Here is a 13,887-nt window from a genome sequence, read left to right on the forward strand (position 1 = left end):
CTCGGGATGAAGGTCACGGGCCCGTGGTTTCCTCACCGTCGGAGCCGTCCGCCACCCGCGGCAACGGCTCCACCGCGCCCGGCGAGGTCCGGACGGTGTGCAGCCGCTGGGCGCAGGTGATCAGGCTGGCCACCGCCAACAGCCACATCGCCACCGGCAACGCCCACGGCAGTGGGAAAACCGGCAGGTCGGACAACCCGGCGCCCACCAGCACGATGATCAGCCGTTCAGGACGTTCGATATAGCCGCCGTCACCACGCAGCCCGCTGGCCTCCGCACGCGCCTTGATGTAGGAGATCACCTGCGAGGTGACCAGGCAGATCAGGGTGGCCACCACCAGCGGGGGGTTGTCCAGGCCGAACGCCGCCCACCAGGCAAGACCGCAGAACACCGCGCCGTCGCTGATGCGGTCGCAGGTGGCGTCCAGGACGGCGCCGAACGCGCTGCCACCGCCGCTTTGCCGGGCCATTGCCCCGTCGACCATGTCGAAGTGCACGAAGAACCAGACGATCAAGGTTCCGGCGAACAGCTGGCCGGTCGGGAACAGTGTCAGCGCCGCCAGCACCGCACCGGCGGTGCCCACCATCGTGACGATGTCTGCGGTGAGCCCGGCTCGCAACAGGACTCGCGCCACCGGCGTGGTGATGCCGGCGAACGTCGCCCGCGACAGGAACGGCAGTCTGCTCATTGCTGCGTGGCCCACTCGTCGGCGAGCAGCCGGCGAGTGTCGCGCAGCAACTGCGGGATCACTTTGGAACCGCCGACGATCGTGATGAAGTTCGCGTCACCGCCCCAGCGCGGCACGACATGCACGTGCAGATGCTCGGCCAGCGAACCGCCGGCCGACTCGCCGAGGTTCATCCCGACGTTGAATCCGTGCGGGCGTGACACGGCCTTGATGACGCGGATCGCCTTCTGAATGAATGCCATCAGCTCGGCGCCCTCGTCGTCGGTGAGATCTTCGAACTCCGAGAACCGCCGGTAGGGCACCACCATCAGATGCCCCGGGTTGTAGGGGTAGAGGTTGAGCACCGCGTAGACGTGTGCACCGCGCGCCACCACCAGCCCGTCCTCATCGGACAACGTGGGGATGTCGGTGAACGGTTGGGTGGAGCGCGCCGATCCGGATTCCGCACGCTTCAGCGGGGCCTCGGCCAGGTAGGTCATCCGGTAGGGCGTCCACAGTCGCTCCAGTCGGTCGGGCTCACCGGCGCCGGTGTCGACGATCGCCTCCTGGCCGGCCGCGTCGTCGCTCACTGCGCCTCGCCCGTTCTGGGGCCCGCCTCGAGGCCCGCTTTGAGCGCCTCCGCGGTCGGCACGGTGTTGGCGCGTGCGGCGATCCAACCGGCGATGGCCGCCACCGCCTCGTCGCGCGGCACCCCGTTGATCTGGGTGCGGTCGGCAAACCGGAAGCTGACCGCGCCCGCCTCGACATCGCGGTCGCCGGCCAGCAGCATGAACGGCACCTTCTGGTTGGTGTGGTTGACGATCTTCTTGGGCATCCGGTCGTCGCTGGCGTCGACCTCGACCCGCACCCCGTTGCGGCGCAATTGCGCCGCGAGGTCGTCCAGGTAGGCCACGTGCTGGTCGGCAACCGGGATGCCGACCACCTGGACCGGTGCCAGCCAGGCCGGAAAAGCACCGGCGTAGTGCTCGGTCAACACACCGAAGAAGCGCTCGATCGAACCGAACAGCGCCCGGTGGATGAGCACCGGCCGCTGGCGGGTTCCGTCACTGGCGGTGTACTCCAGCTCGAAGCGGTCGGGCATGTTGAAGTCGAGCTGAATGGTCGACATCTGCCAGCTGCGGCCCAGAGCGTCCTTGACCTGCACCGAGATCTTCGGTCCGTAGAAGGCCGCACCGCCCGGGTCGGGCACCAGGGTCAATCCGGACGCCTCGGCGACCTCGCGCAGGGTGTCGGTCGCCTCCTCCCACACCTCGTCGGAACCGACGTACTTCTCCGGGTCTTTGGTGGACAGCTCCAGGAAGTAGTCGTCCAGCCCGTAGTCGGCGAGCAGGTCGAGCACGAAGCGCAGCAACGAGGCCAGCTCGTCACGCATGCTTTCGCGGGTGCAGTAGATGTGCGCGTCGTCCTGGGTCATCCCGCGCACCCGGGTCAGCCCGTGCACCACGCCGGAACGCTCGTAGCGGTAGACGCTGCCGAACTCGAAGAGCCGCAACGGAAGTTCCCGGTAGGAGCGCCCACGCGACCGGAAGATCAGGTGGTGCATCGGGCAGTTCATCGGCTTGAGGTAGTAGTCCTGGCCCGGCTTGCGCAGGGTTCCGTCCTCGGCGAACTCCGCGTCGATGTGCATTGCCGGGTACATGCCCTCGCGGTACCACTCCAGGTGGCCGGAGGTCTCGTAGAGTTCGGACTTGGTGATGTGCGGGGTGTTGACGAATTGGTAGCCGGCCTCGATGTGCTTGCGCCGCGAATATTCCTCCAGCTCGCGGCGGATGATGCCGCCCCTGGGGTGGAAAACCGGGAGGCCCGAACCGATTTCGTCGGGGAAGCTGAACAGGTCCAGCTCGACGCCAAGCTTGCGGTGATCGCGGCGCAGCGCCTCCTCGATCAATTCGAGGTGACTGTCCAGCGCCTCCTGCGATTCCCATGCGGTGCCGTAGACACGTTGCAGGCTGGCGTTCTTCTGGTCACCGCGCCAGTAGGCGGCCGAGGAGCGGGTGAGCTTGAACGCGGGAATGAATCGGGTGGTCGGGATGTGCGGGCCGCGACACAGGTCACCCCAAACCCGTTCCCGGGTACGGGGATTCAGGTTGTCGTAGGCGGTGAGCTCGTCGCCGCCGACTTCCATGATGTCGCTGTCGCCCGACTTGTCGTCGACCAGCTCCAGCTTGTAGGGCTCCCCGGCCAACTCCGCGCGAGCAGCATCCTTGGACTCGTAGACCCGTCGGGAGAACAGTTGCCCGTCCTTGATGATGGCGCGCATCCGCTTCTCCAGCTTGGCCAGATCCTCGGGGGTGAACGCCTCGGGTACGTCGAAGTCGTAGTAGAAGCCATCGGTGATCGGCGGGCCGATGCCGAGCTTGGCGGCCGGGAACAGGTCTTGGACCGCCTGGGCCAGTACGTGGGCGCACGAGTGCCGGATAACGCTGCGACCGTCGTCGGTGTCTGCGGCCACCGGGGTCACGTCGGCGTCGGCCTCGGGAATCCAGCTCAGGTCGCGCAGTCGACCCTCCGCGTCGCGCACCACCACGATGGCATCCGGGGCTCCCCGGTCAGGCAGGCCCGCCGCGCGTACCGCTGCGGCCGCGGTCGTCCCAGCAGCCACCCGGATCAGGGTTGCCGAGGCGGGGATGGCGGGCACGCTCATGAGGTGGTCTCCAGTGCGGGGTGTCGGGCTGTCGTACGGGTCGCGACCATGCTATCGGGGCGGTCCCCGGCCAACGGTCCTGGCCGTTGCGACCCATCCTGATCTTGTCGACCGGGCTAACGTCTGGGGTTATGCGCCTCGTCGACAATGCGGCCGTGCGGCGCGCCGTCGCCGAGTTCGCAGCCGCACCCGGGCAACGTCGCTACTTTGACGTGCTGCGGGCTTGTATGTGGGGCGAGCTGCTTTTCGACATCACCGGGTCCGATGCGTTCTCCGGCGATGGGCCGCTCCGCGCCGGCTCACGTTTGCGGATCGGCGGCGGCACCGGGCCCGACGGCCGCCCGGCGCTGTTCGCCTTCACCCGCCAATCGGAGATCAGCCGGCTGCATCCACCCGGCACAAACGTCCAGTCGCTGGTCACCCCGGCCACCGAGGCATTGGAGCTGGCCCGGCGACAGGACGATCCTTGGCTTTACCTGGATCCGGCCGGGCCGACCTGTGCGCTCGCAGCCGCCGAGATCGACTTTGCGCTACGGAATCCGCGTAACGAACCGCTCAAGACGGCCGTGGCCGCACTGGCCGCCGGCCGCGCCGAGCGCGCCGAGGTGCTGCGACTGCTCCGGGCTGACGGACCACTGCTGGTGGGCGCCGACGAATCGGGCCCCGATGCTCCGGTGATCCGGGCGATCCGGCACCCCGACGGTTCGGCGACGCTGTTCGCTTTCACCAGCGGACCCGAAGTGCTGGCATTCACACCGTCGGACGTGACGGCGTCGATGACCACCGCGGAAGTGCTGGGGATGGTTCGTCAACGTGGCTACCGCGGGCTGATCATCGATCCCTGCGGCCCGTCGGCTTCGTTCTCGGCGGCCGAGCTCTGTGGGTGAGTGCGTCATGGTTGGCCGGGTTTGAGCACGACGAACAATGCCTCTCCGTCCGTCAGGACGGTGTCGCCGTCGCACAGTCGGGTCTCGACGTAGATCTTGCGGCCCTCCGTCCGGCTGACCCACGCCTCGACCTGCAGCTCCTTGTCGATCGGGACGATCTGGCGGTAGTTGAGGTGCAGGTAGGCGGTGCGCTGATAGGGCCCCCCGGTCAGCATCCAAGATGCAGTGCCCAGCACCGAGTCGAACAGCAGCCCGATAGCCCCGCCGTGCGCGGCACCGTTGCGGCCCAGGTGGAACCTGCGGAACTTGGCCCAGCCGCGCAGTCGGCCGTCGTCGTGCTTCTTGAGCCTCATCGGCACCGGCAACAGATTGCCGCGCATCGGCAGGTCCAACCGGCGCCCCGACGGAGACGACCATTCGTCGGTGTCGTAAGGGGCCAGCAGGTCGCAGACCTCCTGCAGCGCGTCGGCGGCCCGAGTGATCACCTCGGCCGGAGCGTCGACGGCGCGGGCGTGGTCCTGCAGCGCGCGCATGGTCTCTAGGAACCGGCCGTAGTCCGGCCCGCCCCTCTCGGTCGGTTCGGGCGGATTGAAACCGCCGCCGGCGTGTGGGGCATTCACCCCCCTATTTAACGTTCCGGCAATTGCGGTGTCGGCGGCACGCCCGCGATGGCAAGGTTGGGCCGTGGACTTGAGCACGCTGCGCGGGTTGCCGCTCACCTACGCCGAAGTGGGCGCCACCGCCGGAGCACTGCCCGCCGGATATCACCACCTCGACCTGACCGCACCGATCGGTCGGGGCCGTCAGCGTTTTGAGCAGGCCGGCGACGCGGTGCTGCGCTGGGGAATGCACCGCGGCGCAGGCGTGGGTGTGCGGGTGGACGCCGACAGCGATGTCGCCGAGGTGGACACGGTGGCACTGGTGCGTCTCGGCCTTATGAGGGCGCCGTGCCGGGTGGTCTATGTCGTGAACGAGCTCGACCGGCGCGGCTTCGCCTACGGCACGCTGACGGGGCACCCTGAGTCCGGCGAGGAGCTGTTCTCGGTGCGTTACGACCCGGCCGATGAGACGGTCTACGCCCACGTTCGGGCGTTCTCCCGGCCCGCCACCTGGTGGACGAAGGTCGGCGGTCCGGTCGGGCGGCTGGCCCAGCGCACTATCGCCAAACGGTATCTGCGGGCGGTCTGACGCCCCGCGGGTCAGCTCCAGCGCGCCAGCAGGCGCTGCGCCCCGGTGCACATTTCGTCGAGGACCACCGCAACCGGCCGGCTGTCGGTGAGCATGCCCACGCCCTGCCCCGCATCGACCGGCGCGACACGCTGGTTGCCTGCGGCGATCGCGGCGGCCAGCTCCGCACCCGCCTCCCGATCGCCGGCCAGCGCGTCCTCGCGACCGCCCCAGCGGCCGGTGAACTCGTTGCGCAACACCCGCGACGGGAACCGCGCCGGCCAGTCCAGCCGCTGTCCGACATCGAAGACCCGGGTGGTGATCGTGTCGGTGCCGCCGGCCTCGATCAGCGCGCGGCGGGCAGCCTCACCGGTCAGCGCTTCGGGGCACGCCGAGAGGACCGTGCCCAGCCACGCCCCGGCGGCACCGGCGGCCAACACGGCGGCCAGGCTGCGCGGCGTGGAGATTCCGCCGGCGGCCAGCACCGGAACCTCGACGACGTCCAGGACGGCGTCGAGCAGTGGCAGCGTGGCCAGCCGGATCTCCCCGTGGCCGCCGCCCTCGGCGCCGCGTGCCACCAGCACGTCCAGCCCGGCGTCTTGGGCACGGCGGGCCGTCTCGGCGTCATAGACCTGGGTGACGGCCAGAATTCCGGCCGCGTGGGCGCGCTGCACCCAGGACAGGTCGGTTCCGAAGCTGATCGAGAGCAAGGTGGGACGGGCAGCCAACGCGGCCTCGAGCAGGTCCGGCCGATCGCGGATCACCCAGTCCACCAAACCGATCCCGAACCGCGGTGCGACCCCGAGCGCGGCCAGCTCGGTGGCCAGCGACGCCGCGGTGGCGGTGCTGCCCATGCCAACCATGCCCAGCCCGCCCGCCGCGGTGACGGCGGCGGCCAACCGGCCACCGGCCACCCCGCCCATCGGGGCGTTGAGGATGGGCAACCGCAGACCCGCCCCCTGCGACCAGGGTGTGCTCAGTGGCACGCTCAGTGCGAGGCGCTCTTGGCGACCGTCAGCAGCACGACGGAGTCCTCCAGCGACTCCAGCGCATGGCGGGTGCGCGGCAGCGTGACCAGATCGCCGGCCGCCCCCTCCCAGCTGTCGTCGCCGGCGGTCAGCCGCACCCGGCCGCGCAGCACCTGCAGAGTCGACTCCCCCGGGCTGTCATGCTCGGCCAGCGACTGGCCGGCCTGCAAGGCGACCAGGGTCTGGCGCAGGTGATGCACCGAACCGCCGTAGATGGTGTGGGCGGCGCGACCGCTGTGGTGTTGGGTGGCCTCGGCGAGCTTCTCGTCGGCCAACACATTCAGCGAGGTCGATTCCATCGGTACTCCTTCTCACTCGGTGGGTGAAACGGTTCAGCGAGACAGCAGCAGAATGCCCAACGGCAGCAGCGCGGCGACCTTGATGACCTCCAGGGCGACATAGACGTAGTGCGCACGCGAGCGGGGGGCTTCCAGCCCGGACAGCACCTGATCGGCGCGGCGGCCCAGCGCCGGACGCACCGCGAACACCTGAGCTGCCAGCATCGCCACGGCGACCGCGTAGGACACCGCGATGCCGGCCGTCGGCCGCTCGCTCACGAACGCGACCGCGATAACCGCGGCCAGCAGGAACTCGGCGGTGTTGAGGGCCCGAAAGACCAGCCGCCCGATGCCGAGACAGACCGGGATGGTCGCGTTGGGCGCCCGAAACTTCAGCGGCGCCTCCATGAACGAGATCGCGATCACCATTCCGAGCCAGACGAATGTCGCAGCGATCGCCACCGAGGCGCCGGCACTCACCCCGTGGTCCCTTCCACACGCACCGCGGCCGGGGGCGAGGGGTCAACCGGGATTCCGTTGAGGGTCGCCGATTTCAGGTGCGCCACACACAGATCGGGCTTGGCGAACGGGTCGAGACGCTCGACGGACACCGGCGAATCCCAGGCCTCCAGCGCCCCCTGCATCAGCCCAAGGTGGATCGGGCAGACCACTTGGGTGGAGGTTTCGGCGAGCTCCAGGAACGGGCAGTGCCGCAACCCGAGCTGCTCTTCTCCGGTGGTATCGGGTTCCAGGCGTTCGGGCTCGAAACCCAGCTCGTCGAGCATCTCGAGCAGATGGTCGGTGGATTCCTCGGCGTCGACGGGCCCAGACGGTTGGTGCAGCGGCCGCAGCCGATGGCCCCACGCCCGCCCGGCGGCCAGTGCTTTGCCGCTGGGGTCGGAGTCGGCGGCCAAACCGATGGTGAGGATCTCAGCCAGCAGCCGGAACCGGCGCGTTCCGCCACGGTCCATCTGCCGGATGGCCCGGAACATCAGCGCAGGCCGTCCCCGCCCCTTGTGGTCGGGTTCGGTGTGCTCGACGCGGCCTTCCTCAACCAGGGTGTCCAGGTGAAAGCGCACCGTGTTGGGGTGCACCCCCAGCTCGTCGGCGATCTGGGCGATGCTCAGCGGTTCGTCGGCGGCCTGTACCAGCCGCAGAACGTCGAGGCGACGTCCTCCAGGTGGTACAGGCGGCTTGGCGATGTCGCTCACTCCCCCTGGGGTGGGTAACTGGCCACCAGCGGGGTGTCGATGCCCAGCGGACCGATCTTGGCGGCGCCGCCGGGTGAGCCGAGCGCCTCGTCGCGCCCGGGCAGGGCCTCGGTGAAGAACTCCGCGTTGTCGGCCAGGTGCGGTTGGAGCTCCTCCGGGAGGTCATCTTCGTAGTAGATGGCCTCGACCGGGCACACCGGCTCGCAGGCTCCGCAGTCCACACACTCATCCGGGTGGATGTAAAGGGCTCGTCCGCCTTCGTAGATGCAGTCAACCGGGCACTCCTCCACGCAGGCCCGGTCCATCACGTCAACGCACGGCTTCCCGATCACATATGCCATGGGCAGAGAGTTTACACAAGGGATTTTGTAGAAACTAGAAAGGCAAACCTAAATCTCGGGAGCCCAATGCGCTGCCGCGGCCCTCCCCCGCTGCGGCGACTACACCGCCGCGAGAACGGTTGCGATCGTTGAGGATTCACGACTATCAGCGGCTCGCGCAGGGAGCGCTTTCCCCGAGACGGACAGTTCCGGTCGGGCTGCGGCGGGGCGGGGCCGTCGAGTAGAAACGAATGATGACTGACGCCCCCCGTTACCGTGCCTCCTCCGACTTTCCCAGCCTTCGGCTCGAGCCCGGCGAAAACGGCGTGCTGCAGCTGGTGCTGGATGCGCCGGGCCTGAACTCGGTGGGCCCGCAGATGCACCGCGACCTGGCCGACGTGTGGCCGGCGATCGACCGCGACGACGACGTGCGGGCGGTACTGGTTCGCGGCGAGGGCAAAGCCTTCTCCGCCGGCGGCAGCTTCGAGCTGATCGAGAAGATCGTCGGCGACCACGCCGGACGCATGCAGGTGCTGCGGGAGGCCCGCGATCTGGTGCTGAACATGGTCAACTTCTCCAAGCCGGTGATCTCGGCGATCAATGGTCCCGCCGTCGGGGCGGGCCTGGTGGTGGCGTTGCTCTCGGACATCTCGGTGGCCGGGCGCACCGCCCGGTTGATCGACGGCCACACCAAGCTCGGCGTGGCCGCCGGGGATCACGCGGCGATCTGCTGGCCGCTGCTGGTCGGGATGGCCAAGGCCAAGTACTACCTGCTGACCTGCGAAACGCTGCACGGCGAAGAGGCCGAACGTATCGGCCTGGTGTCCAAGTGCGTCGACGACGACGAGGTGCTGGCCACCGCGACCCGCATCGCCGACGACCTGGCGCACGGCGCCCAGGACGCGATCCGCTTCACCAAGCACAGCCTCAACTACTGGTATCGGCAGTTCGCGCCGGCCTTCGAGACCGCACTGGGGCTGGAGTTCCTCGGCTTCTCCGGTCCGGACGTGCATGAAGGTCTGGCCGCCATCCGGGAGAAGCGCAAGCCGCAGTTCGGCTGAACCGGCCGGCCGTTGCGCTCAGACCCGTTGCGCGGCGAGCGCCTGTTCCTTGGCCCAGCGGTAGTCGGCCTTGCCCGACGGCGAGCGCTGCACCTGGGCGCAGAACACCACGTCCTTGGGCAGTTTGTAGCGCGCGATGTAATTGGCGGCCTCGGTGACAATGTCGTCCACCCCGGCGTCGGCGCCCTGCGCCAGCTGCACCACGGCGACGACCTCGTTGCCCCACCGCTCACTGGGCCTTCCCACCACCACGACGTCGTAGACGGCGGGATGGTGCGCAATGGCGGCTTCGACCTCCTCGGCGAAGATCTTCTCGCCGCCGGAATTGATCGTCACCGAGTCCCGGCCCAGCAGTTCGATGCCTCCGTCGGTGTCCCAGCGCGCCCGATCACCGGGGACCGAATGCCGGATCCCCTCGATGACCGGGAAGGTGCGCGCGGATTTCTCCGGGTCACCGAGGTAGCCCAACGGCACATATCCCTGCTGGGCCAGCCAGCCGATCTCGTCGTCGCCGGGCTTGAGAATACGGCTCATGTCCTCGCTGACCACGACGGCCCCCGGGTTCGGGGTGAAGCGGCCGGTCGAAGCCTGAGCACGGCTGGTGGTCTGTCCCATCTGCGCGCCGGTCTCCGAAGAGCCGCCGGCATCGAGGATCGACAGCTGCGGCAACAGATCCAAGATCCGTTGCTTGATCGGCACGGTAAGCGGTGCACCACCGCTGGCCAGCACGAACAGTCCCGACAGGTCGTCGGCCAGCCCGGGGCCGCCGGCTTCCAGCGCATCGGCGAGCGGACGTGCGAAGGCATCGCCGACGATCGACAGCGAAATGACTCGCTCCTTGGCCGCCAATTCCCAGGTCCCGACCGGGTCGAACCGGTCGGTGGTCGCCGACATCACGAACGGCCGCCCGCCCAGCAGCGTGATGAACGCGGCCCACTGGGCGGCCCCGTGCATCAACGGCGCCACCGTCATCGAGCCGGCGGCCGCTGCCGCCCGGACGCGCTCGACGATCTCCTCCAACGTGGTCGGCACGGCGCCGGTGCCGAACTCACGGCCGCCCATCGCATTGATGAAGATGTCGTGCTGGCGCCACATCACACCCTTGGGCATGCCGGTGGTGCCGCCGGTGTAGAGCAGGTACAGGTCGTCCGGGGACAGCGCCAGGCCCAACGGGTCGGCGGAGGTGGCGGCCAGCAACTCCTCGTAGCGCACGGCGCCGGGCAGCGGCTCATTGCCCGAGTCGTCGTCGACGTGGATCAGCGGCATCGCGGGCAGCCGGTCGCCGGCCTGCAGCAACGCGTCGGCCAGCGTGGGGGCATACCGGGCGTGGTACATGATCGCCTCGGTGGAGGCGTTGGTCAGCAGGTAGACCAGTTCGTCGGCCACATAGCGGTAGTTGACGTTGAACGGCGCGACGCGGGCGTTGTAGGCCCCGAGCATGCCTTCCAGATATTCGTTGCCGTTGGCCAGATACAGCGCGAGGTGGCTCTGGCCGGATTCGTCGGGGTCCAGCTCGGAGCGCTCGCGGCGCGCGCCCAGGCCGCGCTCGTGCAGTGCCCGCGCCAACCGGCGGGACCGGTGCTCGATCTGCTGATAGCTGAATCGCCGATCGCCGAAGACGATGCAATCCCGGTCCGGGATTTCCGCCGCCACTGCCGAGAACACTTGGGCGAGGTTGAATTCCACTACCGCTCCTCGATTCGATCACAACGCCGGGCCATGCGCAGAGGTAACGCTACTAGGCGACGCATATCCGGCCGTCCACGGTCGCGACGGGCTTTCCTGCCCAACGTCAGGCATGCTTGGCCGCATGTCGGTAGATGTCCTGCTTTACTCGATCCCCCCCGTGTTGGTCTATCTGCTCGTCGGCACGGTTATCGGGATCGAGAGCCTGGGCGTCCCGTTGCCGGGCGAGCTGATGCTGGTGGGAGCCGCGCTGTTGTCGTCGCGGCACGAATTGGCGGTCGATCCGGTCGGAGTCGCGGTGGCGGCGGTGATCGGCGCGGTGATCGGTGACTCGATCGGCTATTCGATCGGCCGGCGATTCGGTATGCCGCTCTTCGACCGTCTGGGCCGGCGATTTCCGAATCACTTCGGCCCCGGCCACGTTGCGTTCGCCGAACGGTCCTTCGGCCGTTGGGGTGCCAGCGCGGTGTTCTTCGGCCGATTCGTGGCGCTGCTGCGCATCCTGGCCGGCCCGCTGGCCGGGGCCTTGAAGATGCGCTACCCGCACTTTCTGGTCGCCAACGTGACCGGCGCGATCTTCTGGGCCGGCGGAACCACTGCCCTGGTGTATTACGCGGGGGTCGCGGCCGAGCACTGGCTGTCCCGGTTCTCCTGGGTGGCGTTGCTGGTCGCGCTGCTCGGCGGACTCATCGCCGCCCTCGCGCTGCGGGGCCGCGTCGGCGCCCAAATCGCGGAATCGGGGGCCCAGCATCGGCCCGATCCAGAGCCGGCTACCGAATAGCCAGCGAATTCGTGGGCGAATAAGGGTTGTCCCCGCACCGAAGCCGGAGCATGGTGGAAGGGACCGGCGGCGCCGCCGGGGCGTCGCACCGATCACTCGGAGGCCCCCATGTTCGCGCGCGCAACGACCATTCACGCCCATCCGTCCTTCCTCGATGAGGGGATCACCCACGTCCGCGGCGTGGTGATGCCGGCGCTGGCCGATATGGACGGCTGCGCGGGCATGTCCATGCTGGTCGACCGCGACGCCGGCCGGTGCATCGTCACCTCCTCCTGGCTCGATGAGGACACCTTGCGGGCCAGCGAGGCCGGCGCTCAGCAGATGTGCGACCGCGCCGCGGAGATCTTCCACGCCACCGCCGAGATCACCCGCTGGGAGATCGCGGCGGTGCGCCGCGATCACCGGTCTCGGCGACACGCAGGTGTGCGTGTCACCTGGCTGCGGACCGACCCGGCGGGCTGCGAGCGGATGATCGACACCTACAAGCTGGCGCTGATGCCGGAGCTGGAGGATCTCAGCGGCTTCTGCAGCACCACTCTGTTGGTGGACCGGCATTCGGGACGCGCGGTGTCGTCGGTCAGCTTCGACGACCGGGCGGCTTTGGTGGCCAGTCGCAGCAGCGAGCAGGCGATCTGGGCCAGGGCCGTCAACGACGCCGGTGCCGAGGTGCTCGAAGTCGCGGAATTCGATTTGGCGATCGCCCATCTGAACGTGCCCGAGATGGCCTGACCCGGCCCGCAGAGACCGTTCGGCGCCCCTCGCCCAGTGCGCCTGATCGCCGTGTCCAAAACGGGGCGAGATCGATACGCTCGGCTGCATGAGAGGCCAGCGTCGACCGCGCTCGACCCCGAGCTGTCCGAAGACCCGGCGCATCCGTTTCCGCTTCGACGACAACGACGCCTATGGCAAGTACTTCGCCGACGGCGACATGGTGCTCAGTCACTTCCTGGCCGGCTTGTCCGGTGGCTTTCCCGCCGGCGAGGAGTCTTTCATCCGGTCGGTGCGCCGCTTCGCCGATCGCGTCACCGACCCGGTGCTGAAGAAGCAGGTGGCGGGGTTCATCGGCCAGGAGTCCACCCATGGCCAGGAGCACCGCCGGCTCAATGCGATGCTCGCAGCCAAGGGCTACCCGATCCGGTGGCAGGACTCAGCAGCCGTGCACCGCTGGAGGATTCGCGCCGAAGAGCGCACTCCCGCCCTGGTGCATTTGGCCCAGACCGCGGCGCTAGAGCATTACACCGCGGTCCTGGCGGAGCGCATTCTCTCCACCGCCGAGATCCAGGCAATTCCGGGCACGCCAGAGGTCTGGAATCTGCTGAATTGGCGTGCGGTGGAAGAACTTGAGCACAAATCAGTGGCGTTCGACCTCTATCGCGCCGTCGGCGGTTCCGAGGCGGTCCGCATCGTGGCAATGGCGGTGGTGATCGCCGCCACGATTCCGTTTATCGCACTCGGGCTTGTCTTTTCGTTGGCCGGTGACCCATCAGCGCGGCGGCAGCCATTCCGGACGTTGCGCGGAGTCGCCGCACTGTACCGGGGTCCCTTCTTTCGAGGATTTCTACGGGACGCGGCTGTGTACCTACGCCCAGGATTTCACCCCGATGATGTGGATACTGTTGCGCTGCTTAACCATTGGCGTTCACACCTGTTCGGTACCGACGGCACCCTCAACGATCACCTGCGCTGAAAACCCCTGCGCCGCGGATCATCCGTAGTAGGCGAAGCCACATGTTGGGCGCGCTTCGGTCTTGAACGCAGCCAGCATGCCGTCCATGGTGATGGTGCAACTGATCGCCGCATCCCCGGCGTCCGCGGTGACCGAAGTCTCGACCTCGTCGTAGACCGGGTAGCTCTTCTCCCACGGCAGGCTCACGTTCGCCTCGGTCTGCTGCGGGCCGCCGTTGATCCGATAGGTGATGCTGACCGGCACGTCAGCGGTCCCGAGAACCTTCATGGTCGCGGTACCCACCGGAGATCCGGCAGGGGCCCGTTTGACCTGGTACACCGACGCGAACGCCGCTTGAGCAGTCACCGGCGAGCCGACCGCGACCCCGGCGCACAGACCGAGAACCGCGGCACCAACACGCAATGACTTGGGAACCCTCGTCGGCATGGCCATCGTGGCAGCCTACGCCG

The 13,887-nt window shown here is 68.4% G+C and carries 17 protein-coding genes; 6 read left to right on the top strand and 11 right to left on the bottom strand.

The window, feature by feature from the left end; genetic code table 11:
* Nucleotides 1-13 precede the first annotated feature (13 nt).
* Genes pgsA through thrS form a run of 3 tightly spaced genes read right to left on the bottom strand, consistent with a single transcriptional unit; the run spans nucleotide 14 to nucleotide 3,332 of the window.
* Nucleotides 14-688, bottom strand: a complete 675-nt coding sequence (gene pgsA / locus ACJH71_RS16360; protein WP_406759051.1) for a phosphatidylinositol phosphate synthase — start codon at nucleotides 686-688, stop codon at nucleotides 14-16.
* The gene (locus tag ACJH71_RS16365) at nucleotides 685-1,257 is read right to left on the bottom strand and encodes an HIT family protein (RefSeq protein WP_406759052.1); all 573 of its coding nucleotides are present in this window, start codon (nucleotides 1,255-1,257) and stop codon (nucleotides 685-687) included. Before ACJH71_RS16365 ends, pgsA begins: the two co-directional genes overlap by 4 nt.
* Complete coding sequence (thrS, locus tag ACJH71_RS16370) at nucleotides 1,254-3,332, bottom strand: threonine--tRNA ligase (protein ID WP_406759053.1); 2,079 nt, start codon at nucleotides 3,330-3,332, stop codon at nucleotides 1,254-1,256. Before thrS ends, ACJH71_RS16365 begins: the two co-directional genes overlap by 4 nt.
* 131 nt (nucleotides 3,333-3,463) lie before the next feature.
* Between thrS and ACJH71_RS16375 the strand changes: the two genes are divergently transcribed.
* Entirely contained in the window at nucleotides 3,464-4,219 is a 756-nt protein-coding gene (locus ACJH71_RS16375; protein WP_406759054.1) for an SseB family protein, read from the top strand.
* Between the two features lie 5 nt (nucleotides 4,220-4,224).
* Here the strand turns inward: ACJH71_RS16375 and ACJH71_RS16380 are convergent, their stop codons facing one another.
* Complete coding sequence (locus ACJH71_RS16380) at nucleotides 4,225-4,839, bottom strand: PaaI family thioesterase (RefSeq protein ID WP_406759055.1); 615 nt, start codon at nucleotides 4,837-4,839, stop codon at nucleotides 4,225-4,227.
* A 64-nt stretch (nucleotides 4,840-4,903) separates the two neighbouring features.
* Here ACJH71_RS16380 and ACJH71_RS16385 point away from each other — a divergent pair, with 64 nt between their 5' ends.
* Nucleotides 4,904-5,407 (top strand): DUF1990 domain-containing protein, encoded by a 504-nt coding sequence (locus ACJH71_RS16385; RefSeq protein WP_406759056.1) that lies wholly within the window; start codon nucleotides 4,904-4,906, stop codon nucleotides 5,405-5,407.
* Nucleotides 5,408-5,418: 11 nt separating this feature from the next.
* Here the strand turns inward: ACJH71_RS16385 and ACJH71_RS16390 are convergent, their stop codons facing one another.
* The 5 genes from ACJH71_RS16390 to fdxA form a co-directional block, all read right to left on the bottom strand.
* Nucleotides 5,419-6,309 carry an NAD(P)H-dependent flavin oxidoreductase gene (locus ACJH71_RS16390; protein WP_406759220.1) on the bottom strand — a complete coding sequence of 297 codons (891 nt, stop codon included), beginning with the start codon at nucleotides 6,307-6,309 and terminating at the stop codon, nucleotides 5,419-5,421.
* A 65-nt stretch (nucleotides 6,310-6,374) separates the two neighbouring features.
* On the bottom strand, nucleotides 6,375-6,713 hold the full coding sequence (locus ACJH71_RS16395; RefSeq protein WP_406759057.1) for a cupin domain-containing protein: 339 nt from the start codon (nucleotides 6,711-6,713) through the stop codon (nucleotides 6,375-6,377).
* 33 nt (nucleotides 6,714-6,746) lie between these two features.
* Nucleotides 6,747-7,172: a hypothetical protein gene (locus ACJH71_RS16400; protein ID WP_406759058.1), complete on the bottom strand. Its 426-nt coding sequence runs from the start codon at nucleotides 7,170-7,172 to the stop codon at nucleotides 6,747-6,749.
* On the bottom strand, nucleotides 7,169-7,903 hold the full coding sequence (locus tag ACJH71_RS16405; RefSeq protein ID WP_406759059.1) for a helix-turn-helix transcriptional regulator: 735 nt from the start codon (nucleotides 7,901-7,903) through the stop codon (nucleotides 7,169-7,171). The genes ACJH71_RS16400 and ACJH71_RS16405 overlap by 4 nt, the downstream gene beginning before the upstream one ends.
* A complete protein-coding gene (fdxA, locus tag ACJH71_RS16410) occupies nucleotides 7,900-8,244 on the bottom strand; it encodes a ferredoxin (protein ID WP_406759060.1) in 345 nt (114 codons plus the stop codon). The genes ACJH71_RS16405 and fdxA overlap by 4 nt, the downstream gene beginning before the upstream one ends.
* A 233-nt stretch (nucleotides 8,245-8,477) precedes the next feature.
* Here fdxA and ACJH71_RS16415 point away from each other — a divergent pair, with 233 nt between their 5' ends.
* Nucleotides 8,478-9,284 carry an enoyl-CoA hydratase/isomerase family protein gene (locus tag ACJH71_RS16415; RefSeq protein WP_406759061.1) on the top strand — a complete coding sequence of 269 codons (807 nt, stop codon included), beginning with the start codon at nucleotides 8,478-8,480 and terminating at the stop codon, nucleotides 9,282-9,284.
* Between the two features lie 18 nt (nucleotides 9,285-9,302).
* Here ACJH71_RS16415 and ACJH71_RS16420 read toward each other — a convergent pair whose 3' ends face one another.
* Nucleotides 9,303-10,970, bottom strand: coding sequence for an acyl-CoA synthetase (locus ACJH71_RS16420; RefSeq protein ID WP_406759062.1), 1,668 nt, complete (start codon nucleotides 10,968-10,970; stop codon nucleotides 9,303-9,305).
* A 124-nt stretch (nucleotides 10,971-11,094) separates the two neighbouring features.
* Between ACJH71_RS16420 and ACJH71_RS16425 the strand changes: the two genes are divergently transcribed.
* From ACJH71_RS16425 to ACJH71_RS16435, 3 genes are all read left to right on the top strand, one after another.
* On the top strand, nucleotides 11,095-11,751 hold the full coding sequence (locus ACJH71_RS16425; protein WP_406759063.1) for a DedA family protein: 657 nt from the start codon (nucleotides 11,095-11,097) through the stop codon (nucleotides 11,749-11,751).
* A gap of 108 nt (nucleotides 11,752-11,859) precedes the next feature.
* Nucleotides 11,860-12,480, top strand: a complete 621-nt coding sequence (locus ACJH71_RS16430) for a hypothetical protein (protein ID WP_406759064.1) — start codon at nucleotides 11,860-11,862, stop codon at nucleotides 12,478-12,480.
* A gap of 88 nt (nucleotides 12,481-12,568) precedes the next feature.
* Nucleotides 12,569-13,438, top strand: coding sequence for a metal-dependent hydrolase (locus ACJH71_RS16435; RefSeq protein ID WP_406759065.1), 870 nt, complete (start codon nucleotides 12,569-12,571; stop codon nucleotides 13,436-13,438).
* Between the two features lie 18 nt (nucleotides 13,439-13,456).
* On the opposite strand, the gene ACJH71_RS16440 is transcribed toward ACJH71_RS16435, so the two are convergent.
* Nucleotides 13,457-13,870 carry a hypothetical protein gene (locus ACJH71_RS16440; protein ID WP_406759066.1) on the bottom strand — a complete coding sequence of 138 codons (414 nt, stop codon included), beginning with the start codon at nucleotides 13,868-13,870 and terminating at the stop codon, nucleotides 13,457-13,459.
* Between the last annotated feature and the right edge of the window lie 17 nt (nucleotides 13,871-13,887).

Origin of the sequence: Mycobacterium sp. SMC-15, assembly GCF_045310925.1 — a bacterium.
Taxonomy (GTDB): Bacteria; Actinomycetota; Actinomycetes; order Mycobacteriales; family Mycobacteriaceae; genus Mycobacterium.

Excerpts from the sequence above, each read along its gene's own strand:
- ACJH71_RS16390 (WP_406759220.1), bottom strand. The coding sequence starts at position 6,309 with ATGGGCGGGGTGGCCGGTGGCCGGTTGGCCGCCGCCGTCACCGCGGCG.
- ACJH71_RS16425 (WP_406759063.1), top strand. The coding sequence starts at position 11,095 with ATGTCGGTAGATGTCCTGCTTTACTCGATCCCCCCCGTGTTGGTCTAT.
- ACJH71_RS16415 (WP_406759061.1), top strand. The coding sequence starts at position 8,478 with ATGACTGACGCCCCCCGTTACCGTGCCTCCTCCGACTTTCCCAGCCTT.
- ACJH71_RS16430 (WP_406759064.1), top strand. The coding sequence starts at position 11,860 with ATGTTCGCGCGCGCAACGACCATTCACGCCCATCCGTCCTTCCTCGAT.
- pgsA (WP_406759051.1), bottom strand. The coding sequence starts at position 688 with ATGAGCAGACTGCCGTTCCTGTCGCGGGCGACGTTCGCCGGCATCACC.
- thrS (WP_406759053.1), bottom strand. The coding sequence starts at position 3,332 with ATGAGCGTGCCCGCCATCCCCGCCTCGGCAACCCTGATCCGGGTGGCT.
- ACJH71_RS16435 (WP_406759065.1), top strand. The coding sequence starts at position 12,569 with ATGAGAGGCCAGCGTCGACCGCGCTCGACCCCGAGCTGTCCGAAGACC.
- ACJH71_RS16395 (WP_406759057.1), bottom strand. The coding sequence starts at position 6,713 with ATGGAATCGACCTCGCTGAATGTGTTGGCCGACGAGAAGCTCGCCGAG.
- ACJH71_RS16375 (WP_406759054.1), top strand. The coding sequence starts at position 3,464 with ATGCGCCTCGTCGACAATGCGGCCGTGCGGCGCGCCGTCGCCGAGTTC.
- ACJH71_RS16440 (WP_406759066.1), bottom strand. The coding sequence starts at position 13,870 with ATGGCCATGCCGACGAGGGTTCCCAAGTCATTGCGTGTTGGTGCCGCG.
- fdxA (WP_406759060.1), bottom strand. The coding sequence starts at position 8,244 with ATGGCATATGTGATCGGGAAGCCGTGCGTTGACGTGATGGACCGGGCC.